Annotated in this window: 28 protein-coding genes; 12 read left to right on the forward strand and 16 right to left on the reverse strand. The window is 53.3% G+C overall.

The annotated features are described in order from the left end of the window. Positions 1–54: 54 nt before the first annotated feature. Positions 55–1,611, forward strand: coding sequence for a serine/threonine-protein kinase (locus ACZ5ZS_RS01050; protein ID WP_229657653.1), 1,557 nt, complete (start codon positions 55–57; stop codon positions 1,609–1,611). On the opposite strand, the gene ACZ5ZS_RS01055 is transcribed toward ACZ5ZS_RS01050, so the two are convergent. Further along, positions 1,608–2,168: a tetratricopeptide repeat protein gene (locus ACZ5ZS_RS01055; RefSeq protein ID WP_188596074.1), complete on the reverse strand. Its 561-nt coding sequence runs from the start codon at positions 2,166–2,168 to the stop codon at positions 1,608–1,610. The two genes, ACZ5ZS_RS01050 and ACZ5ZS_RS01055, sit on opposite strands and share 4 nt — an antisense overlap. A gap of 146 nt (positions 2,169–2,314) precedes the next feature. On the opposite strand from ACZ5ZS_RS01055, the gene ACZ5ZS_RS01060 reads away from it, so the two are divergent. Next, entirely contained in the window at positions 2,315–3,316 is a 1,002-nt protein-coding gene (locus ACZ5ZS_RS01060; protein WP_188596075.1) for a pyridoxal phosphate-dependent aminotransferase, read from the forward strand. Here ACZ5ZS_RS01060 and ACZ5ZS_RS01065 read toward each other — a convergent pair. Next, positions 3,285–4,142 (reverse strand): UbiA family prenyltransferase, encoded by an 858-nt coding sequence (locus ACZ5ZS_RS01065; RefSeq protein ID WP_188596076.1) that lies wholly within the window; start codon positions 4,140–4,142, stop codon positions 3,285–3,287. The genes ACZ5ZS_RS01060 and ACZ5ZS_RS01065 overlap by 32 nt on opposite strands. Before the next feature lie 368 nt (positions 4,143–4,510). Here ACZ5ZS_RS01065 and ACZ5ZS_RS01070 point away from each other — a divergent pair, with 368 nt between their 5' ends. After that, entirely contained in the window at positions 4,511–5,041 is a 531-nt protein-coding gene (locus ACZ5ZS_RS01070; RefSeq protein WP_075059868.1) for a hypothetical protein, read from the forward strand. Between the two features lie 150 nt (positions 5,042–5,191). Here the strand turns inward: ACZ5ZS_RS01070 and ACZ5ZS_RS01075 are convergent, their stop codons facing one another. After that, on the reverse strand, positions 5,192–5,497 hold the full coding sequence (locus ACZ5ZS_RS01075; protein ID WP_188596077.1) for a hypothetical protein: 306 nt from the start codon (positions 5,495–5,497) through the stop codon (positions 5,192–5,194). A 602-nt stretch (positions 5,498–6,099) separates the two neighbouring features. On the opposite strand from ACZ5ZS_RS01075, the gene ACZ5ZS_RS01080 reads away from it, so the two are divergent. Both ACZ5ZS_RS01080 and ACZ5ZS_RS01085 read left to right on the forward strand, forming a co-directional pair. Continuing rightward, positions 6,100–7,452, forward strand: coding sequence for an FAD-dependent oxidoreductase (locus tag ACZ5ZS_RS01080; protein WP_188596078.1), 1,353 nt, complete (start codon positions 6,100–6,102; stop codon positions 7,450–7,452). Between the two features lie 40 nt (positions 7,453–7,492). Beyond that, positions 7,493–7,786, forward strand: a complete 294-nt coding sequence (locus ACZ5ZS_RS01085) for a hypothetical protein (protein ID WP_188596079.1) — start codon at positions 7,493–7,495, stop codon at positions 7,784–7,786. On the opposite strand, the gene ACZ5ZS_RS01090 is transcribed toward ACZ5ZS_RS01085, so the two are convergent. Then, a complete protein-coding gene (locus ACZ5ZS_RS01090; protein WP_188596080.1) occupies positions 7,716–8,711 on the reverse strand; it encodes a DHH family phosphoesterase in 996 nt (331 codons plus the stop codon). The two genes, ACZ5ZS_RS01085 and ACZ5ZS_RS01090, sit on opposite strands and share 71 nt — an antisense overlap. Before the next feature lie 25 nt (positions 8,712–8,736). Beyond that, positions 8,737–8,973, reverse strand: a complete 237-nt coding sequence (locus tag ACZ5ZS_RS01095) for a hypothetical protein (RefSeq protein WP_188596081.1) — start codon at positions 8,971–8,973, stop codon at positions 8,737–8,739. A 143-nt stretch (positions 8,974–9,116) separates the two neighbouring features. Here ACZ5ZS_RS01095 and ACZ5ZS_RS01100 point away from each other — a divergent pair, with 143 nt between their 5' ends. The 3 genes from ACZ5ZS_RS01100 to ACZ5ZS_RS01110 are packed head-to-tail and all read left to right on the forward strand — an operon-like array spanning position 9,117 to position 10,296. Continuing rightward, positions 9,117–9,392, forward strand: a complete 276-nt coding sequence (locus tag ACZ5ZS_RS01100; protein ID WP_188596082.1) for a TIGR00304 family membrane protein — start codon at positions 9,117–9,119, stop codon at positions 9,390–9,392. After that, entirely contained in the window at positions 9,389–9,661 is a 273-nt protein-coding gene (locus ACZ5ZS_RS01105; protein WP_188596083.1) for a hypothetical protein, read from the forward strand. The genes ACZ5ZS_RS01100 and ACZ5ZS_RS01105 overlap by 4 nt, the downstream gene beginning before the upstream one ends. 26 nt (positions 9,662–9,687) lie before the next feature. Then, positions 9,688–10,296, forward strand: coding sequence for an endonuclease dU (locus ACZ5ZS_RS01110; RefSeq protein WP_188596459.1), 609 nt, complete (start codon positions 9,688–9,690; stop codon positions 10,294–10,296). 79 nt (positions 10,297–10,375) lie between these two features. Here ACZ5ZS_RS01110 and ACZ5ZS_RS01115 read toward each other — a convergent pair whose 3' ends face one another. Genes ACZ5ZS_RS01115 through ACZ5ZS_RS01130 form a run of 4 tightly spaced genes read right to left on the reverse strand, consistent with a single transcriptional unit; the run spans position 10,376 to position 13,127 of the window. Beyond that, on the reverse strand, positions 10,376–10,981 hold the full coding sequence (locus ACZ5ZS_RS01115; RefSeq protein WP_188596084.1) for a FumA C-terminus/TtdB family hydratase beta subunit: 606 nt from the start codon (positions 10,979–10,981) through the stop codon (positions 10,376–10,378). Next, positions 10,981–11,874 carry a fumarate hydratase gene (locus ACZ5ZS_RS01120; protein WP_188596085.1) on the reverse strand — a complete coding sequence of 298 codons (894 nt, stop codon included), beginning with the start codon at positions 11,872–11,874 and terminating at the stop codon, positions 10,981–10,983. The genes ACZ5ZS_RS01115 and ACZ5ZS_RS01120 overlap by 1 nt, the downstream gene beginning before the upstream one ends. Before the next feature lie 19 nt (positions 11,875–11,893). Then, positions 11,894–12,796, reverse strand: coding sequence for a hydroxymethylbilane synthase (hemC, locus tag ACZ5ZS_RS01125; RefSeq protein ID WP_188596086.1), 903 nt, complete (start codon positions 12,794–12,796; stop codon positions 11,894–11,896). A gap of 49 nt (positions 12,797–12,845) precedes the next feature. Then, positions 12,846–13,127 carry a hypothetical protein gene (locus ACZ5ZS_RS01130; RefSeq protein WP_075059079.1) on the reverse strand — a complete coding sequence of 94 codons (282 nt, stop codon included), beginning with the start codon at positions 13,125–13,127 and terminating at the stop codon, positions 12,846–12,848. An 87-nt stretch (positions 13,128–13,214) separates the two neighbouring features. On the opposite strand from ACZ5ZS_RS01130, the gene thiM reads away from it, so the two are divergent. From thiM to ACZ5ZS_RS01150, 4 genes are all read left to right on the forward strand, one after another. Then, complete coding sequence (thiM, locus tag ACZ5ZS_RS01135; RefSeq protein WP_188596087.1) at positions 13,215–14,006, forward strand: hydroxyethylthiazole kinase; 792 nt, start codon at positions 13,215–13,217, stop codon at positions 14,004–14,006. A gap of 235 nt (positions 14,007–14,241) precedes the next feature. After that, positions 14,242–14,799 carry a hypothetical protein gene (locus ACZ5ZS_RS01140; RefSeq protein WP_188596088.1) on the forward strand — a complete coding sequence of 186 codons (558 nt, stop codon included), beginning with the start codon at positions 14,242–14,244 and terminating at the stop codon, positions 14,797–14,799. Between the two features lie 245 nt (positions 14,800–15,044). Next, entirely contained in the window at positions 15,045–16,697 is a 1,653-nt protein-coding gene (gene metG, locus ACZ5ZS_RS01145; RefSeq protein ID WP_188596460.1) for a methionine--tRNA ligase, read from the forward strand. Positions 16,698–16,756: 59 nt separating this feature from the next. Further along, on the forward strand, positions 16,757–17,605 hold the full coding sequence (locus tag ACZ5ZS_RS01150; protein WP_229657655.1) for an NAD+ synthase: 849 nt from the start codon (positions 16,757–16,759) through the stop codon (positions 17,603–17,605). A 43-nt stretch (positions 17,606–17,648) separates the two neighbouring features. Here the strand turns inward: ACZ5ZS_RS01150 and ACZ5ZS_RS01155 are convergent, their stop codons facing one another. From ACZ5ZS_RS01155 to ACZ5ZS_RS01185, 7 genes are all read right to left on the reverse strand, one after another. Next, complete coding sequence (locus ACZ5ZS_RS01155; protein WP_188596089.1) at positions 17,649–18,824, reverse strand: glycosyltransferase family 4 protein; 1,176 nt, start codon at positions 18,822–18,824, stop codon at positions 17,649–17,651. Continuing rightward, positions 18,821–19,411, reverse strand: coding sequence for a glycosyltransferase (locus ACZ5ZS_RS01160; RefSeq protein ID WP_188596090.1), 591 nt, complete (start codon positions 19,409–19,411; stop codon positions 18,821–18,823). The genes ACZ5ZS_RS01155 and ACZ5ZS_RS01160 overlap by 4 nt, the downstream gene beginning before the upstream one ends. A gap of 59 nt (positions 19,412–19,470) precedes the next feature. Beyond that, on the reverse strand, positions 19,471–19,698 hold the full coding sequence (locus ACZ5ZS_RS01165) for a hypothetical protein (RefSeq protein ID WP_188596091.1): 228 nt from the start codon (positions 19,696–19,698) through the stop codon (positions 19,471–19,473). Positions 19,699–19,771: 73 nt separating this feature from the next. Next, entirely contained in the window at positions 19,772–20,206 is a 435-nt protein-coding gene (locus tag ACZ5ZS_RS01170; RefSeq protein ID WP_188596092.1) for a NusA-like transcription termination signal-binding factor, read from the reverse strand. A 5-nt stretch (positions 20,207–20,211) separates the two neighbouring features. Beyond that, positions 20,212–20,511, reverse strand: coding sequence for a 50S ribosomal protein L30e (locus ACZ5ZS_RS01175; protein ID WP_188596093.1), 300 nt, complete (start codon positions 20,509–20,511; stop codon positions 20,212–20,214). Between the two features lie 123 nt (positions 20,512–20,634). After that, on the reverse strand, positions 20,635–21,174 hold the full coding sequence (locus ACZ5ZS_RS01180) for a CDP-2,3-bis-(O-geranylgeranyl)-sn-glycerol synthase (protein WP_188596094.1): 540 nt from the start codon (positions 21,172–21,174) through the stop codon (positions 20,635–20,637). A gap of 5 nt (positions 21,175–21,179) precedes the next feature. Then, a complete protein-coding gene (locus ACZ5ZS_RS01185; protein WP_188596095.1) occupies positions 21,180–21,407 on the reverse strand; it encodes a hypothetical protein in 228 nt (75 codons plus the stop codon). Positions 21,408–21,547 lie beyond the last annotated feature (140 nt).

A 21,547-nucleotide genomic window follows, 5' to 3' on the forward strand; every position in this document is an offset into this window, starting at 1 on the left:
AATGGAGACGCGTCGATCCCCTAGATTTATAAAACCATCAATTAAGACGCAGCAGTGGATATAGGCAGCGAGTTCATCTCGGCCGCGGTGCCCCTCGTGCTGGGCGTGGGCGTGGGTCTCTTGATGGGGCTCCCGCCGCTGGAGCTGTTAATTATGTTGGTCTCCATAGCGTTGTTGGCGATATCCATCCCTCAATCTGGGATGGAGGGGTTAATGATAGGCGTGACCACTGCCTTGCTGGTGATCGACATGGCCTTCGTGGGAAGCATTAGGTTGGGCGTGGTCTCGGCTGGGATAACAGTCTTGTTGGCGGAGTCCATGCTGGATAATAAGGCAATTAAGATTGCCTTAATGGCCGCCCTCGTGATTGCCGCCGTGTTATTCACTCGATTAATAATGAACTTATCTGACGTGGAATTCATGGCATCCATGATGGCTGCCACATACGTTTCGGCAATGCTTGCTTGGCGGCGAGGCACTGCGGTGGCGGGGGGGACGGATTACGTGGTGTCCGCGTCGATAGCATTGCTGGCCATCGCTGTAGTTCTATCGCTTGCCGGCAAGCTTCCCCCCAGCGCTGTGGTTGCCGCCTCATCGCCGATAGCGGTGGGGACGACCAGATCTCGATTATTGGCGGTTAGGGCTGGGGGGCCTATAGCCGCCGTGGTTGCAGCCGCATTTCTGGGGATTGCCCCGTATGTCATAATAATCCAGGCAACGTCGCTTTTCGGCTTTAGGAGGGAGATGTACCGCAAGGGATTGGAGCCTCCCCTGGCTTGGCTTCATGCATGGTTGAACGGCAGGTACTTCATAGATTCCATAGTGGCTGCCGGCGGCTTCAGTTACGTGCTGAGGGGATCAGATGATAGGGGGTCCATATACGCGATAAAGGTGCTTAAGGAGAAGGACTCCAGGGGAAATCCGCTGGCCTCCAATCCCAGCATAATTCAATCATTTAAGCGAGAGATGAGCAATTACTTGTTAATAGATTCGCCTAGGATAGTCAAAGTATATGAGGTTCACATACCACCCGATGAGGAGCTTCCATACAGGAGCCTGGATCAATACATGAGGGACCCGCCCTACATAGTGATGGAATACATGAAGGGCGGATCGCTGAGGCAGTACTTAAGGGAGAGGGGTAGGCTGGACGTCGAGGAGGCGGTTCGAATAGCGAGGGAGATAGCGCTGGCATTGCAGGAATTACATGCCTCGGGCCGATTGCATTTGGACCTCAAGCCGGAGAATATCTTATTTGGGGATGAGGATCGTAGATCAGTGAAGATAGGCGACCTTGGAGCATCCAAGATAGCCACTGGGGGGTATTTATTGGTGTCCCAGTTCTCGGCATCCTACGCGGCGCCGGAGGTATTGCGGGGGAGGCAGGCCACGGATAAATCGGATATATACTCCCTCGGATTGATAATTTACGAAATGTTGACCGGCGTTAATCCCCAAGCGTATAGGTTGAGCAACGTGCCTCCGCCGGCCATCGATTTGAACTCGCTCGGGGTTCCACCAAGCATCAACATGCTGATCATGAGGTGCTTGGATCCCAGCCCCATTAATAGGCCCGGCATAGTTGAGGTGGTGGGCTTATTGGGCGGTTAGCTGCATTTCAATTCACCCAATCCATCTATGACGGCGGCGATCAGCTTCACAGCATCGTCGCCGGCGGTGCTCAACGCTTCTCTCAGCATTCGTATCCCCTCGCACTCCCTTCTATCGTATGGCTTCTCGGCGGTCATGGATTTATACCTATTCATTGCCTCCTCGGATTCCTGCCTTCTGCCTGCCCGTCGGGCCGCCACGGCAAGGCTATGCCATGAGTATGGGTAGCTTGGATCCATCTCCACGGATAGCTTCATCAATCTATACGCCTCCTCTACTTTGCCTAGCTTCAATGCAGCCCACCCTCCCCAGAGCAGCGCTCTTGCTCCTCCATCCTTTACGTGAAGAGTTAAGGCTCGTTCATATGCTGCCTTGCTTTCCTCGCTTCTTCCCAAGCGTTCCAGGCATATGGCCAATCCATGCCACGCCCCCGCTAAGTTGGGGCGGGCCTTCACCACCGCGTCGTAGAGCTTCACCGCCGCATCGAATTGCCTCATGCAGAGCAGCGCCTCCGCTGCCTCGTATATCGAATCATAATCTGCCTCGCTTAACGGCATAAAAATAGGATATTTATCCTATTTATAAAATTTATTTTAACAAGGCAATACATGTGATTGAAATACACATCGCCTACTCCGAGGAAAGCAATGATTTCTCCCATGCTCCCTTAAAAAATAAATAATGCTGATTAATTCTGAAAAGGATGGAGATAGGTCACTTCGTTTGGCTTAGGACTCACTCGGCTAGGTATAATTTATCCAGCAGCGGCATGATTCCGATCAATCCAGGAGAGGTGGGGCGACTCGCTGGGGAGCCTCGGGACGATGCATTGGGTATAATTGGGGATGCCTACGGCGCCGGCGATTCGGGGTTGATGTTGGTTCATGGAACCCAGGAGGGGAATTTCCTGGCTGTGGCAGCATTGAGGAGTAAGGTTGAGTCGGCGGCGGTGGTGGTGCCCGAGTACGAGCCGATCAGGGTTCTCCCCTCTTTCTTAGGCTTGCGTTCATTGGTGGTTGGGGATATTTTTCATTTCCCGGCAAAGAGCATCCTGATAATCTCGAATCCAAACAACCCAACCGGTCTCTTCCTGGACGGGAAAAGACTGGGGGAGCTCGAGGTGGAGCTGGAACGAAGAGGCTCTTTCGCTGTAGTTGACTCCATATTCGTGGATTTCATCGATAGATCGCCGCGCCTCCGGTTCCATAATATGGTGTTCACGACGAGCACCTCCAAGTTCTACACCATGGAGGGCTTGAAGGTGGGCTGGGCGATAGGTGATCCCGAGATAATAAAGGATATGTCTGGGATAGCCGATCTAGTGAGCCCAGGCCCAATGGATGTGGAGGCCAAGTACGCCGCTGCATTGGTTGGCAATAGGGAGGCGGTCAGGGCCAGGAACTTGAACATAATAGAGGGAAATAGGAGGATCATGCTGAGGATCGCGGATGAATTGAGGGATTCCGTGGAGGTGGAATACGTTGGTGACATGCCTATAGCATTCATGAAGCCAAGGTGTGGATTAAGTGGAATGGAGGTGGCGCAAGAATTGCTGAAGCGGGGAGTCATGGTGGTGCCGGGAGAGTACTTCGGCGTGTCTCAGGGAATTCGGGTGGGGCTTGGATCCGTTAACAATAATATTGCTGAGGCGGGGCTGGCCGTAATTAAGGAATTCATAGAGGAATGCGCATCAAGGCATTTATGAAGAAGCCCAGCAGCGTTATGCTCATTCCTACCAAGCTATTCCTCCTATATCCCTCTAAGTCGCCCCTCCTCAAGAGGAGCATGCAGTAAATCATGATTGCATCCGTGATTGCTATGGATGCTGCAAACACGGCGAAGCGAATGGATAATGCCATTAGGGGAATGGAGATCAGCACCGCCGCCGCGGTGGCACCCATCCCCAGCCTAACCGCCGCCTCCTTCCCCTTCCTCGTGGCCACTGTGTTCACTCCAACCCTTGAGTCGCCGGCTACGTCGATGGCCCCCTTTATGGACTCCCTGCCCAGCGTGGCTATCATTGACGTGAAGAATAGGAGCAATACGACTAGGATGGCGTGATCGCTTGCGGCTGAGACGCATGATAGCCCATATATATAGGTCAGCGGGGTCACCACTGACACTATCAAGTTATTGATTATCAATATCCTCTTCCCCCGCCAGTTATAGTAGAACCCCAGCATTATGGCAGCGAATAGAACTAGGAGGGGCATGACATTGATGAGGCGGGCGGCGTATAACCATATCATGGATATCATGGATGCGGCCATGGATGCGACGGCCATTATTGAGGCGCCTCTCCTGCCTGCCCTGCCCGTGATCAGGGGGGCCTGAGGCCTATTCACTGTGTCCTCGGCTATGTTCAGCAAGTCATTGGTCACGAATAGGAATACCTCAGCCATGAAGGTGGACACGAACAGCATAACGGCCACCAATGGCTCCCTCCCCCCGCTGAAGAGGTAGGACGATATGGCTGCCACCCCCGCTATTAAGCCGTGCTCCGACCTGGCCAGCTCTATGTATGGATTCACGTCCAGCCCGCCCCTCCAGGCGATTAAAGCCTTGCCCCAGACGAACTATCCATAGCTGCATCTCTATTGACGAACCCCGCGCGTGGCTGTAAGTCTAGTTAAAGGCGACGATAGATCGCCCGCTAATCGCTTGTCCTCCATGCCGGCAATACCTTAGAATGAATAGAGGATACGTGTAGAAGCATCGCTTATATTTTCCAATTGAGCTTAATGGAAGCCTTGAGGAAGATGCGTCAATTTGATCCCATTACTCCCGAGAAGCAAGCCTAGATTCTTCTCATGAATTAGGGACAACTATGCTATGATCAGCATCAACATTTCCGGCACGCAGAAAAACGTTTTTAAAGAGATGAATTGCTAAATACCACATGAACAATTTGATCATTGTGGTAATAGCGTTGGTGGCGGTGGGCGGCATAGTTATCGCGGAGGCGGCCGCGGGTAACCTGGCATACATAACTTATACCATAACCAGCAAATTCAATCCACAGCCAGCTATAACTCCGGCCAATTTCAACCTAGGCAACCTTACTGCCGGCTCCGGTGGCGTAATCACGGAAACAGCTACTGTAATGATTCCGAGTAATGGAAGCTATGTGATATTCCTGAGGGACAAGCCGATTGAGGACTCATTCTCATCATTCAATGTAACCATAAAGATAAGCAGTTACACAATATCGCTCAGCGAAGAAAATGATTCTACTAGAATTTACCTAAGCAAGGGCACTTACTCGGCTGTAATAACAATAAGCTACACGGTATCCAGCGACGCTAATAACAAAACGGTAATTAATCAACCATTTCTATCAATAAGGCCAATACGCGGGACCGGCAACGATGAACATAATAGTACATCTACTGAAACAAGCACAGCCAATGAAACCGATGCCGAACAATGAACTGATCCCCTACATTCCATGCACACACGACATCTAGGCTCAATCTACATAATGGACATTCAGCGGCTTGCCTTGCCCATAATATTTTGTGGCGCGCTTCATGCAGCTCATGTTACGCCTCCTTTATAATAACCAATAGGCCATAGATGCTCAAATCCCTAATCTAAGCCGATGGCTGTAGATCAGCGCTGAAACTGTAACTATAATATAATTTCCATCGCTTTTCTTAACAGTGAACTCCACATCAATGCCCTTTAGATTGCGCATCTTTGACGATAGTTCGGCCAATAGTTCACTGAGGTCCTCGAAAAACGACGAAACCACATTACTTGGAATTTCAATCCTTACAGTGAACGATGCTTCAGTTATCCTTTTGCTGAACATATCCTTATGTTCATAATATGAGTAGCTCCTGGCCACCTGGAGCAGTAATATAGAATTGAATATCCTTACCAATAAATCAGCCCTCCTATAGGATAGTATGTCTCCTCCCGCCCTAAAGGGCGAGGGTTCCCCTTGAGGCGAGCCAGCAATTCAAGGCCCCCCATACTTGGATGTATGGCATTTATTCAATGGCAAGTACATAGCGCTGTGAACAATAGATTAGACGTGTAGAAAAGCCCAGCCAAGCTTCATTCCAGATCAGCCTAAAGTTAGGACTGGGCTTCATAGTGACCACCTCGTCCCAACGAACTCTATGATATTTACGCTAGAACCTACCCTCAACGGAGAGACCAGGCTTCATGGGTATTGACCACGCGACTAAATGCTCCTCCGCTCAATGGTTAAGAGCATCATCAATGCCCCTCCCCATTCGTTCACTTCACTCTCACTAACTGAGTCCTCCAAGTCGAGATAAAGCCAATGACCTTACTTGTTAAGGTATTGATTCCAGGAAGAGCGGCTATACCCTTATCCTCATGGGAATAATCCCACTACATTCGCAAAGCCAAGAGCCCTCCCTTCACGACAGCAGCGAATTTCGGGGAATGGGGAGACGCAGAAACCCTGCTCGCAGCCACGTAAAGCCTTTAAAAACATGAGGAAGAGCCAGAAGCATGCCGGAGAAAATAGTCATAATAGGGGCTGGGGCGGCGGGCGCATCGGCGGCAGCCAGGGCCAGGAAGCTCAAGCCCGAGGCCGAGATAACGATGATAGATAAGGGATCCTTCATAACCCACGCCCCGTGCGGCATACCGTATTACGTGGAGGGGACCGTCAAAGACGCCGAGGAGTTGGCCGTTTACAAGCCCGAGGAGTTCGCTAAGGACCGCGGCATAACTGTGCTGACCAACACTGAGGCAACCTCAATAGATATCGATAAGAGGAGCGTCAAAATCAAGGGATTAACGGGAGAGGCGAGCCTTTCATGGGATAAACTGATCATAGCCACCGGGGCCAAGCCGATTATCCCCAAAATGCCTGGAACGGAATTGAGGGGCGTGTTAACGGTTAGGTTGCCTCATGAAGCGCCAATCCTGCGGCAGGAGATGGAGAAGGCTGGAACCATAGCTGTGGTGGGGGGAGGATACATTGGATTGGAGATGGCTGAGGCGGCCAGGGCTTTGGGCAAGCGAGTCACCATATTCGAGATGGCGGACCACGTCTTCCCGACGACCTTCGATGGCGACATGGCCCAAATAGTCCATGAGGAGCTCCGCAGAAACGGCGTGGAGCTGAGGCTGAGAGAGAAGGTGGTGGAGCTGAGGGGCGGTGGGGGAGAGGTGAGGGGCGTGGTCACCGAGGCCGGCACGTACGAGGCGGACAGGGTACTGCTGGCAGTGGGGGTGAGACCGGACTCCGAGATAGCGGCGGAGGCGGGCATTAAGCTAACGGAGTCGCGGGCCATCGACGTTAATGAGTACATGGAGGCCAACGTGGAGGGGGTCTACGCCGCGGGGGATGCCGTGGAGACGTGGAACGCGGTGACCGGTAGGAGGACGTACATAGCCCTAGCACCCCCAGCCAATAAGATGGGGCAGGTGGCTGGAGCTAACGCCGCCAAGGGCCGCGTCCTCAAGTTCCCCGGCGCGCTGGGCACGGCCATAACCAAGGTGTTCGGGCTGTACGTGGCCAGGACTGGGTTGACGGAGGATCAGGCGAGGGCGGAGGGATTCAAGGCGATCGCCGCCACAATAACCTCCAGGACCACCGCCCACTACTACCCAGGGGGTACCAAGTTAACCATAAAGATGGTGGCTGATGAGGTCAGCCATAGGGTGCTCGGGGTGCAAGTGATTGGAAGCGAGAAGGTGGTGGCCGGGTACGTGGACACGGCGGCTGCATTGATATGGAAGTCCGCCACTATAGAGGACGTCTTCTTCTCGGATCTGAGCTACGCGCCCCCCACCGCGCCTGTCTGGCATGGATTAATAACCGCGGCCCGCGTCCTCTCCAAGGGAGTGCTTTAGCGGGTAAGGTTAATATTGGGGCGGCGCGTCCTCCATGGACATGGATGAGGAGGTCCCCTACAAGAGATTGATTGAGTTGGTGAACGCGGATCCGGCGTACTCCATGGTAGAGGATGGAATCCGCGTTGAAATCATATTCAATCCTCCATCAAGGGGCGAGGCCATGGGGGTTGGGGAGGACGAGGAGGAGAGGCCGGTTCTGCGAATAGTGGGAGAGAGAAGGGGCGACGTCGTGGTGCTAAGGGAGGCGTGGGTGGAGGATGCTATGGGGGAGCGGCGGAGGATGGACCTCTCGGAGCTGGAGCTGTGGATACAGTCCTTGACGAATCGATGACGGTCTCACCCACAACCATGATCTCCACGCCGTGGCCCAGGTAGGACTCCAGAACATTCTTGAACAAATCCAGCGCGGCCTCGGGCCTCAGTAGGGGCGCCTTGATCTCGGCCCCGCTTGCGAACTTATGCCCCCCGCCCCCCAGCTTGGTGGCTACTTGAGTGCAGTCGTACCTCGACTCCCTATCGGCCCCACAGTACAGTCTGAACTTCCTCCTGCCCAGCCTAGCCACCACGTTGACGAACACGGCCCCCCTGTGCTGGAGCTCAATCGTCAATTGCCTGTAGGAGATACCCACGTCCCGGGGGAAGTATAGGGCCAGCTCCTCCTTGATGGGTATGGAGTCCGCTATCTTGAGCATCCTCTCCTTCATCTTCATGGCTCTCCCTATCCATTCCTGCGCCCTACCATCCAACAACAAACCCTTCACCCCCTCCCTGGAGAGCAGGTGGGCCAGGTAGAGCCGGCCCAAGTAATCGCTTCCCTTCACGGCCAAATCCACCAACTCGGCCTCCTTGGTGGTTATGTTGGCCGTGTCCGTCTGTATGGCTACGTTAACCAACTCCTGAACCACCTCGTCTCCCTCCAGGCCCAGGGCCTTCATAGCCATCAAGGCAGAGCAGGGCGCATCGATGTCGTAATACTCGTGCACGGCGCACGGCTTGTTGGTCCTGTGATGATCCGCCCGTATCAATGCCTTGCCGGGGCACGGGAGGTCCGCGACGAATGTCCAATTTATGCTCCTGATTATGCGGGAGGACTGCACGTCCCTGGGCGCGGCGAAGACCACGACGCCGGAGGGGTACTTCCTTAGAAATATGGCGGCGCTCGTCAAGCCATCGGCGTCCCCCACGTCGCACAAAGCCATTGGTCTCCCCTCGATCAATCCCTTGGCAATGTAGAGAAGCCTATATATACCGTTCATTTCCCTATATCCTCAACGCCGCTATTTAAGCCTTAGCGCGGTTCCTCCTAACCACGGTGAAGACCCAGTAACCCAACGCTATAATCATGAGAAGGGATATGCCCGCGCTTATCAAGGCATCGCGGTAGTAGTGATTTGGGTATCCATCCTTATAGGCCAGGTAGGCCCCCTTGAAGCCTAAGTAGGCGAATCCTATCATGGCCGCCAAGACTATCACTGCAATCACCGTCACTACAATGGCCTCAACCGCTTCCCTATTCATACCACCCTCGATTCCCTCACGTTTAAAAACATTGAGGCAAGCCGACTCCTCAAAGTAACGGCTCGGCCAAATAAGGGTTAAACACTTTGCTGGGAGGGATGCTGCGACTAAAGATTTAATAATAACCGCGCGAGGCAAGAGCCATGGATGCAATGGGGGCCGTGATCGCCGTGTCCGCGGCCTTAGTGATCGTTGGCATGCTGCTCATCATCGTGGATACCATTAAGGGCTCCGGAAGGAGGGAAAACGGGGAAGAGGGGGAGAAGGAGAGAGGGGAGGCCAAGGTGGGGGGCGTGATATTGATAGGGCCGATACCGATAATAATAGGGAATGATAAATCACTGATAAAGTGGGCAATAATATTAACCATAATTGCCATCATGTCCTTCATAGTGCTGGAGGCGGTGATCAAGGCATGAGGATGGCTATTATAGGCTTCGCATTAATAGCGATCGGCATCATTATGCCGTTGATATACTTGGCGGCGGTCTCCATTGCTTACCCATCACCCAGTGAGTCCTATGGAGGCGCGATAATCGTCTTCCCCATACCCGTGGCGCTGGTCTTTGGCAACGGCGGCCCCGCCATGGCTCTCGCCTCAATGCTCTCCATAGTATTGCTCATAGCCTTTATCGTATACATGGTATTGATCATCTTGACCGCTCGACGCTCCCGGGGAAGCAGTTAATTATGGGCGACTTAACACCTCCGCCGGTGAACCGCTCGTCCCTTATCAGCAAGAAAGCCGTGAGGGTGCTCGGTATAGCCGAGAGCTTTGACCTAAGCAGGCCTAGATCGGTGCTGGTGGGCACCGTGATGAGGAGCGATTGGGTAATGGATGGGGCCGCCATATCCTACGTCAGCGTGGGGGGACGGGACGCGACCCGCGCCATAATTGATATCTATTCATCGCTGGAGAGAAGCGACGTGCATCTGGTTATGATAGATGGATGCATATTGTCGTGGTATAACGTGGTGGATCTAGACGAGTTGAGGGATTCCCTGGGCGTTCCAGTCATGTGCATCTCGTTCGAGGACGTAAAGGGGGATGCCGCGGGAGCCATTAGAAAGCTGTTCCCGGACGCGGATGAACGCCTGGCCCTCCTGGAGAAGCTGGGACGGCCCGCCATGATCGCCACGCCGCACGGGGTCGTGTGGATTAGGTCGAGGGGGATAGATTATAGGACCGCGAAGACCGTGATCAAGAGGTTCCAGCGGGAGGGGAAGAGACCCGAGCCCATTAGGGTCAGCAAGCTAGTATCCAGCGCCGTGCTTAGATCCCTAATGGAGTCGGAGCAGGGGAAGGACATTAATGGACGCTAGCATTGAATCCCATGGGTGGAAAAACGAACACCGCGTGCCCGTCAATTGATCTACTTTTCAATTGCGAAAGGAGCAACGCCTACGGTCTCCACCTGAATTCCTTCAATGCAGCCTCCTCGTTCTTCCTGACCGTCATCTTGAGGTCGGCGTATAGGTTGCTGCCCGTGGAGTCTATGGCGACAGTCATGGGCCCGAAGTCCTCTACCCGTAGGACCCACATCGCCTCCGCCATGCCCAACTCATCCAGCCAATGAACGCCCAGCACCTCCTTAATGGACTGCGCCGCAAGCACTCCGGCGCCGCCTGGGAACACGGCGTACGCAGCCTTATGCGTCTTCATTGCGTTAGACGTCTTATCGCCCATTCCACCCTTACCTATTATCAATTTAACCCCCGTTCTCTCTATTACCTCGGCCTCGAATTCCTCCATCCTTGCGCTTGTAGTTGGTCCCGCGCTGAGTATCCTCCACTTATCCCCGCTCCTCAACGCCACCGGGCCCGCGTGGTAAATCGCGCCTCCCCTCAAATCAACAGGCAACCCCCGCCCGCTCCTCAATTCCTCCAGCATCTTGACGTGGGCGGAGTCCCTAGCCGTAACTATGATCCCGCTCACGTAGATTGTGTCCCCCACCCTCAACTTCTCCACGTCCTCCTGTGCAATCGGGGTCCTAAGCCTATACTCCATTAGAACCACCTCGGGTTGGGCATAAATTCATACCTGCCATCGGAGTGAATTAAGACGGTGCTCCTCCTCGTGGCCCAGCAGCTGAATACTATCCCTATGGCGAAGGTGGCCGGGTGCCTGTACCCATACTCCACGTGAACATCCAAGGCAGTCACCGTCCCTCCAGTCCCGTGGGGGCCTATGCCCAGCTTGTTTATGGCCTTCAACAACTCGTCCTCCAACGCGGCTATCTTGGCATTGGCATTACGGGACCCCACGGGCCTCAGGGTGGCGGCTCTCTTGGCTAGCTTGGTGGCCATCTCCACCGTTCCTCCAATTCCCACGCCCACTATAACTGGGGGGCAGGGGATGGGGCCCGCCTCCACCACGGCGTCTAAAACCAGCTTGGGAAGCTTCTCCCAAGCATTGCCCGGCGGTATCACGAATCCCCTGCTTGGAAGCTCGGTTCCTCCTCCCTTGGGCACGTAGGTTATCTCCGCGAAGTCCCCCGGCACGAGCTCCATGTCTATCCAGGGAATGTGGACGCCCGTATTATTGCCTGGATTCCTCTCCTCCACGGGATCCACGGTGTTGGGTCTCAACGGTACCTCGGCCGTCACCTCAGCCACTGCGCTGGCCAGTATATCCACCAGCTTGCTTCTTATTGGAAAATCATCCCCTAACCTAACGAAGAAATTGGGTAGCCCCGTGTCCTGGCACACCGCTGCCTGATTTTCCCGCGCTAATTCCACGTTTCTCAGAATTGCCCTTAATTGATTCCTGCTGGCCTCCTTAACCTCCACGTCCAGTCCCTTCTGCAATGCATCCTTAACGTCGAGGGCGGGGCCAATGCTGGCCTCCTTGACTATTTTCTTAACGGCCTCCTTGATGGAGGCCTCCAAGGATTGAGGCATAACTTCATCGGCTTTCCCCTCAATATAAATTTAGCCCCTCCTCTCTAGCCCTCGCCATTATGGATCTAGCCGCCCTCCTGCCCGCCTCCTCAGCATCGTGAAGCGGGGATTCCTCCGTCACCATTATCTTCCCATCCCCATCCACCCCCACGGCCCCCGCCATGAACGTTAACCTATCTCCATCCACCAACGCCACGCCGCCGAGAGGAACGTGGCAGCCGGCCCCAGATTCCTCTAGGAAGGCCCGCTCCGCGGCCGCTGCGGCGCTGGTCTCTGCATGGCTGGCCCTCCTCAGATAGGGAAGGAGGGGGCTGTCCCTCCGTGCCACCACAGCTATTATTCCCTGCCCCGGCGCAGGGGGCATGTCCTCCAGTGAGATGGGAACCACGGAGTAGCCGGAGACCCCCAGCCTGTATAGACCGGCCATTGCCATTATCAACGCGTCGAACTCCCCCCCATACAGCTTCCTCAACCTTGTATCCACGTTTCCCCTGGTCGGCAAGATCTCTATGTCCCTCCTCACGGCCAACGCGAACCCCCTCCTCCTTAGGCTTGACGTGCCTACCCTGGAGCCCGCGGGCAGCTCCCTGATCCCGAAACCGACCTTGGACACGACGGCGTCCCTGGGATCCAGCCTCTCCGTCACCATTGCTATGACCAGGCCCTCGCTCAATTGAGCTGGAATATCCTTCAAGCTGTGAACCGCTATGTCCGCCTCCCCCCTTAGAACTGCCCTATTGACCTCCGCCTCGAATAAACCCTTGCCTCCCAACTCATACAGCGGCCTCTCCACCTCCGAGTCTCCCCTCGTCCTAATCACCTTAATCTCGAAGTCGTCCTTTACTACCTCCTTCAACGCCTTAATGGCTATTTCCATCTGTATCAAGGAGAGCTTGGAACCCCTGCCGGCTACCCTTATCATCGGCCCAATGAGCGCCTCTGCCTATAAATACCTTTTACCCCCAGCGGCCTCAGTGAATTATGGAGAGAACCATTGCCACTATCACCAATAACCAACCCAGTCCTATTATGACGCCCACCAGCTTCTTGAGCGAGGACACGAAAACGAGTATTATGTATATCGCGGTCAGCGATATTAGGAGAGTCAAGGCTTGGCCGTACTGGGTGGCAAGTATGGGATCCGCCTTGAAGACCGTGGATTGCAATAGGTAGGTTATGAAGTTGACCAATAAGTAGTACGCGTCCACCGTGTACTTCACCGCGTAATTCAGTAATCCAGCTGCATCTAACATGGGGTGCTTTATTGCCTCCCCTTAATATGTTTTTCCATTTTTTCGGGGGCAAGATTTATTTAGTCTCTGATAATCATTTTATTTGATATGAATTCCATAGATTATTGGAATGACCTGGAGGAACTGAGGCGGCGTAAACCGCTCATTCACCACTTGATGAACTTCGTAGCAATGAACGACGCAGCCAACATAACATTGGCCCTAGGAGCATCTCCCATAATGGCCCACGCAGCGGAGGAGGTGGAGGAGCTGGTCTCCATTGCTGGAGCCCTTTATATAAACATAGGAACCCTGGATAGGGAATGGATAGAGTCCATGTTAATGGCAGGAAGGGCAGCTAATAAGAACGGCGTGCCTGTCCTCCTGGATCCGGTGGGGGCAGGAGCCTCGCGGCTAAGGACGGAGACGGCGAGGAGGATTCTCGCCGAGGTTGAGATATCCATCGTCAAGGGAAACGGAGGGGAGATAATGGCGCTCGCGGGAAGGTCGGGTCTCACTAAGGGAGTCGACTCGCTGGGGGAGGCGGAAATGGATGTGGTGGACTTGGTGGCGCGGGAGTTCGGGGCAACCACCGTGGCGACGGGGCCCGTGGATCACGTGTCCAACTTAAAGCAGCGGGCGGAGGTAATGAACGGAACCCCCATGCTTCAATTGGTGACCGGCAGCGGCTGCATGTTGGGCTCCGTGATGTCCAGCTTCCTAGCGACGAGTAGGGACCCCTTTAAGGCAGCCATAGAGGGATTGGTCGCATTCGAGGTGGCGGCTGAGACCGCCGTGGAGGGCTCCGATGGACCGGCATCCTTCAAGGTACGATTAATAGACGAGGTTTATAAGTTGAATAAGGATTCCTTTGCAAGGGCGAAGGTGAGGATCCTCTAGGGAGCCGTTTCCAAGATAGTGAGTGCCGCGTTGATGAAGATCTCGCTCTATTCATTGTTATGGATCTCCATCGTTCGCCGTAAGTAGGGGCGGTGGATCTGAAATGAGGCCTTCAAGAAAGGGAGCCAATATTCATTTATATCATGGTATTTTATTTATAATTGAACAATAATTACCATGAGCACGAAATCCTCAAATTGATAATGTTTAAAAATCGATTTTCAGGAATTGATTAATGCTAAGGAACACCACGATATACGTGCCTAGAGGACTCTATGAAGAGGTCGGGGAAGCATGTATATCCGGCATATTGAGGCGGTTCCTTAGAAGCGAGGAGGCTGGAACTATATTGAATGCAGCCATAGAGGGAGACCCCGCATGCATCGCAATTAAATCGGGCAACAATAGGGTTAGGTACCACTTGAAGACTGATATCCGTACATTGAACTCGCTTAAGTTATTGTCAGCCAAGATGAACCTGACCATAAGCGATGTGGCCTCCATAATAATATATCTATCCCTACACGAGAGAAGCGTGGATGGATTCACTATGAGCAAGATGCTATGCGACCGCTTCGGCGAGGAGTACGAGGAGGCCGGCTTGGAAATGGCCTCTACATTCATCGGCGAATACGATAGATTTAATTTGACCTTAATTATGAGACAAATACAAGAAATGAAGCTGGGTTCGACATCATGCATTGATTACATGAATAAATTAATAGAATTCATGTCGGACAAATACGGAGCGCATAGGCTATTCTCATTCGTTAGGTCCATCATGGAGCCATGAGCCGCTCCATCCTTGCGATGGGCTTCCCATCCACATGAAGTGGACCAGGGATGTCGAGCACCCACTGGCCCGTGAACCGCTCGTCCAGAGCCACTGCCATCACAATTCCTGAAACCCCGGGCATAATCTCTTCAATTTTGAATTGAAATTCTTAAACAGTTTTGAGCGCAGATTCCCTTAATGCTTGGCAAGATAAATTTATATAGGGAGCAATAGGGGGAGAGCGGGACCCTAATGGAAATGGAATAAGACGAAGATGGATAGTGGCATCGGCATGGCCATACATATATAGCATTCCCCACCTTGGAAATATGATTGGATCTGTGCTGTCCGCCGACGTCTTCGCCAGGTATCTGAGGCTGAGGGGGGATGATGTCCTCTTTGTGAGCGGGAGCGACGAGCATGGAACCCCAATAGAGGTGGAGGCGATGAAGCAGGGAGTGGAGCCGCGTAAGTTGACGGATGAAATGCACGCAACCATAAAGAACCTCTTCAAGGAGTGGGAAATAAGCTTCGATAACTATACTAGGACGGAGAGCGACGTGCATAAGGAATTCGTGAGGGGTTTCTTCCTCAAGATCTATGAAAATGGGTATGTCTTCACCAAGGATGAGGAAGTACCGTACTGCCCCCGCGATAAGATATACCTTCCAGATAGGTTCATAATAGGCACGTGCCCCTACTGCGGGTACGATAAGGCCAGGGGGGATCAATGTGAGAACTGCGGAAGATTGCTGGAGCCAAGGCTGCTGCTGGAGCCCAAATGCGCTATATGCGGGGCTAAGCCCGAGTGGAGGAGCACCACTCACTGGTACCTGGATCTACGCAAGCTGGAGGACGATGTTAGGAGGTACGTGGAGGGAAATAACAATCTGTCACCTAATGCGAAGCAGATGAGCCTGGCTATGCTGAAAGAGGGGTTGAGGCCGCGCGCAATAACTAGGGACAACAAGTGGGGCATACCCGCCCCCTTCCCCGGCGCTGAGGGCAAGACAATCTACGTGTGGTTCGAGGCCGTGCTGGGCTATGTATCAGCAGTGATAGAGTACTTCAACGGCAGTGATGAGTGGAGGAGGTACTGGATGAACCAAGATACCCGCGTCGTGTTCTTCATAGGAAAGGATAACATACCGTTCCACGTCATCCTATTGCCCGCACTATTAATGGCGACGCGCGAGCCCTACGTAATGCCTTGGTCCACATCATCCACGGAGTACCTACTGTACGAGGGAATGAAGTTCTCCAAGAGCCAAGGAGTGGGGATTTGGATAGATGAGGCCATAAAGCTCCTCCCCGCGGATTATTGGAGGTTCTTCTTGATAATGACCAGGCCGGAGAACAGGGACTCCAACTTCTCCTGGAGCCAGTTCGCCGAGGTGATCAACTCCACGCTAAACGATACTGTGGGCAACTTCATACACAGGGTGCTCACGCTGATCGCCAAGCGGGAAGTCAATGATGGAGAGGCAAGGGAGGAGGAGGTGAGGGAGGCAATGAAGGCATTCGAGGCGAGCGCGAGGCATTACGAGAACATCGAGTTGAAGGACGCCCTCTTGTCGGCGGTCGAGATAGCCAGGATCGGCAATAAATACCTAAACGAGGTGCAGCCGTGGAAATTGGAGCAAACCGATGCCTCGATTGCGCTCGCTAATGCCGTCGTAATGGTTAAGGCACTCGGAGTATCGCTGTATCCCGTAATGCCCGCCAAAATGGGCGAGCTATGGGCCATGCTCGGCATGGATGCGTCCAAAATTAAGTGGAGCTCGGCTTATGAATCCATTGGAATCATCAAGGCAAGCAACGTTCACCCGCTGTTCAGGAAGCTAAGCAATGACGACGTGAAGTCCCTAATTAATAGGCTAGGCGAGATGAGGGGGCAGGGAAGAGAATCCGCTTGATGCTTCCAAGCCGTGTTTCCGAGTATCTTTATAAACTGCGGCGATTCCCAGCGTGAATTATGTCCTTAACAATGGATAAATTGTTGAATGTGGACTACGATTATATAATAAACAGGATAATAGGCTTCATTTCATCCTACGTAAGGGACGCGGGGGCAAGCGGAGCAGTGATAGGTCTGAGCGGGGGAGTGGATTCCAGCGTGACCGCGGCGTTATCGGTGAAGGCACTTGGAGCCAATAACGTGATTGGAGTGATAATGCCGTCAATGGCCACGCCGAAGCTGGACGTGGATGACGCGAGGAGGCTGGCCCAGATGCTTGGCATCAAGTACTACGAGGTGCCCGTGGACGGGATTAGGGATGCCATAACTAAGGCAATCCCCGTCTTCTCCCCCTCGGATAGGCTGGCCAATGGAAACATCCTTCCCAGGGCCAGGATGACAATACTCTACTACTTCGCGAATAGGTTCAACATGATGGTTATGGGAACCGGCGACAAAAGCGAGATACTTATAGGATACTTCACCAAGTATGGCGATGGCGGCGTCGACTTGCTTCCAATAGGCGATGTGTATAAGGGCCAAGTGAGGCGATTGGGCATCGCGTTGGGAGTGCCTCAAGACATAGCCATGAAGCCCTCCAGCCCGAGATTGTGGGAGGGCCAGACGGCGGAGGGAGAGCTGGGGGTCAGCTACGACGACGTGGATGTAATACTCCATGCATTGGTCGACCTCAGGATGACTCCCGAGGAAGCCGTGAAGGCAACGGGCAAGCCCGAGTCGGCAGTGATGGCGGTTTGGAAGAGAGTTATCAACAGCGAGCACAAGAGGAGAATGCCTCCAATACCCAGGATTGGCCTTAGGACGGTGGGATTGGATTGGCGCATGCCGCTGAACAAGGAGGGCTAACCGACCTCCTCCCCCGGCCCTAAAGGGCGAGGTTTGTCCTTTATCACCAAACCGTTCTCTTTCTCTCCTCCACCACTTGGGCATAAAGTTCAGCCGTGCTCTTGGCTACTAGGTCCCAGCGATACTTATCCAGCACCGTTCGCCTGGCGTTGCCGCCAATATACCTCCTCCTTCCCTCATCCCCGAGCAGCAGGTCCATGTCGTTGGCCAATGCATCGGAGTCCTCGGGATCCACCGTTATCCCGTTAACCATGTTCTGAATTATCTCCGCCGGCCCCCCGCGGTTCGGCCCTATCACTGCCCTGCCCAGCGCCATTCCCTCCAGCACGCTTATTCCGAAGGGCTCGTACCTGCTCGGCAACGTAACGACGTCAGCCATGCCGACCACGCTGTATAGGTCCTCGTCCGGCAGCCTGCCCGCTAAGTAGACCTTGCTGCCCAAGTCCCTCGCCGCATTGGCTAGGTATTCATACATGGGACCATCCCCGATCATTATCAACTTGACGTCCTGCCTCCTTCCAAGCAATTTCCTGAACGCCTCCAGAACCTTATCGGGGCCCTTCTCGTAAACCATTCTTCCAAAGAACACCACTATCTTCTCCCAATCATATGCGTAGTTCCTCCTCTTGCTCCAATCCACCTTGAAATCCAGAAGCTCGCCCGCAACGCCGTTGGGTATCACCGATATCTTGTTGTGGGGAGCGCCCAGCACCTTCACCACTTCATCCCTCATGTAATTGCTGCAAGCTATCAACCGCCAAGCCTCGAACGACATCAACCACTCCCACTCATGTATGTGCTTGGACTCAGGGGACCTCAAGCCGCCTCTCCTTCCATGCTCAGTGGCGTGAACGGTCGCTATTAATGGAGCCTTGGCGGCGTGCTTCAACGGAACCCCGCTGGGCGCGGTGAGCCAGTCGTGCACGTGTATTATATCTGGTCTCCAGCGGGGGAGGAGTTGGGAGGCGCGCTTGAGCATCTCAAGATTGAACGAGTGGACCCACGAGATGAAATCCAGAACCTTTATCTTAAATGGATTAACTCGAATCACGTTAACGCCGTTGACCTCCTCCTCCACCTCCTCGTATCCGTAATTTATTGTAATGACGACTACGTCTATTCCCAACTTCGCCAATTCCTTCGTTAGGTAATAGACGTGGCGGCCGAGGCCCCCCACAATGTTTGGGGGGTACTCCCAACTCAAGTGAAGCACCTTCATAAAGCATACACCTCAAGTATGGTGTCGAGGGGAGCATCCTCCACGGCCAGCATGGGGGACTTTATTGTGTAATTGGATGACATGGAGGAGTGAGCCGGCTTGCTGTGTATCAATAATTCATCGCTCTGGGAGAACACGTATTCCTCGATGCTTGCTATTGATGCGCTCAAGTTAGAGGACCGCGGGTCTCCTCTCTCGTACTCCGTGGAGAGGACGCTGCAGATCAACTTGGAGCCGCCGAACAATAACTTGTACGCCAAGGCCATTAAGCAACCGCCCCACTCAAATCCATGCACCACGTCAACCCGCTTTCCCAACAGGTAGGGAAGCTTCTTAGCAATTTGCGCGGGAAGGGAGAGCCCGTACGCTATCACGTTGGGGTGATCCCTCACGTCCATGCCCAGCCTCAACACATCTATGCCCAACCTATCATCGCTGTCATCCCCATTGCCAGGAACCACCACGTGAACATCCAAGCCGATGGCACGCAGCCCACTCGCTATGGAGCTAACCAAATAGCCTAAATCCGTGATGAAGCTATTAGGAAGCGGGTACTCCCAGGAAAATAAAGCCACAGATCTGCTCACGCTTCTGTTTAGGCGTTCTTGGTTTAATAAGTTAACCCGAGCGGAACTCATCGTCAGCGCTACGAGAACTTGCTTATAACCCGCATCATGCCCTTCCTAGTCAAGTACACGGAATCATCTATTAATTCAACATATCCATAACCCCGCAGATCCCTCAACATTCTAGCCAACTCATCCTCGCCAATCCCGGCCATCCTAGCCAAATCCCTCACCTTAATGGAGCGCTCCCTGCTAACAGCTGAATTGAATTGAAGCACCGTTAATACATGCTGAACCACGTGCTCCATGCCACTGAAACCGCCGAATCCTTTTAAGCGTTCTTGCGATTTTCCCAGCAATAAACGGGGAGCGCCGATAATTCTATGTTAATTTAATGGATTCTATGTCGAAGTACCTCTTGGCCAACAGTATTGCCCTATTTATGTTCTTGCCGTTCTTTCCTATCGCCACCGCCTTCTCGTCCTCCGACACGGTTGCAATGGCTACCTTGCCATCGCTCGGCAGCTTGGTTATCTTTATGCTGGTTATCTTAGCTGGATACAGCGCATTCCTTATGAAGTCCTCCGGGGTCTCGCCGTACTCCACGACCTCCGCGTCCTTGCCCAAGTGCTCCCTGAGCCTTCGTATGTTGATGCCGTTCTTCCCAACCGCCAGGGGAGCGAAGTTCTTGTCTACGATGAAGATCACCCTATTGTACTTGTCATCTATTATGGTATCCCTTGGAGTTATTCCCGTTATGCTCTCGAATAATGCGGCATATCGCAATTCCTCCTCAGTTATAACTATGTTCGGCACCGCGATCACCTTATCAATTCCAGTATATTGCTCTCGCCCGGCTCCAACACGGCGAGCAAGGCCACCTTATACGGCTTACGCATGGCAGCCCCCAACTCCCAACTGGAACCGGGATACACGAATACTGGGGTTCTATTCAGATTGGCGTAGTACTCCACTTCCTGCCTTATCTCAGCCGGCGCATTAGCGGCCAGTATTGCCAACTTAGCGCTTCCATTTATAATAGTTTTCATGGCTCGATTGCTCCCAATTGCAATCTTGCCTGTATTCAGCACGACCTGCAATTCCCTGCCTATATCTATCATAACCTATAACCCCCATTCCCACGCACCACTTAAAAACTTTTCCCGACGGAGAATCCCACGAATAACTGAAAAACACGTCCCAATCCCCAATCACCGGCGAGCCCTCGATGACTTGGAGCCCATCTACCAAGGCTCCTTCTTCAACCCCAACACATATGCGGCAGCATTGGTGGCCAAATGTATGGGAGGCGTGAGCAATACGGCCGCCACGAATACTTGAAGCGAGACTATGGCGGGGTCCAACAATCTAGTCACAAGCAAGGCGGCCACCAGGAAGTCCAGTTGATCCAAGAGCGGGGCGGGCGCGCCTCGGGGAAGGCCCATTCTACGCTTCAGGAAAGCACCTATCAAGTCCCCCACCAACGCCCAAAACGAGAGCGAGAGGCAGTCCAAGTAGGTGGGGTAGCGCAATGCATTTCCGATGAATGAACTAATGATATATATGGTCAATCCTCCCAACGCCGTCCCCGCCGCCACCCCGAACGCGAACCCCTCTATCGTCTTGCCATCCCCAAATATTCTCCTCCCATCTGGGAAGAGCCGACCCATATCTATGGGGGTTCTCCTCTTGATCAACTTGGATGCCACCACGGGCGTGGCATTGGCAACATATGCCGGCCAAATCACTATCAATGCCTCCGCGACAAGCTTAGCCAAATCCATTGCCATCACTCACCCTTGCTATTGGCGACCAGGGAGCCTATATGTGAATCGCATTGAGGCTTATACGAGCAGTACTTGCAACTGATGGGGGACTCCCCCCGTAATCGACGGGTAGCCAAGGGGCAATTCCTCACGTAGTATGAGGGAAAGCACTTGCTGCATATTACCATGCCCCCCCTAAGATAGGCAATGCCGCTGACGCCTATCTCCGAGCCGCATATGGAGCATTTCACAAAGGGATGGCGAGCGGCCGCTTAAAAATAAAACCCGCCCAATCCTCCCTTTAGGGATGACGACGGCATTGGAGAGAAAAATGCCCTACATTTCCCTAATGAAATAAATAATATTCATTTGTAAAAATTAACCTTGTTTA

The sequence above is a fragment of the Thermocladium modestius genome, from assembly GCF_055398215.1.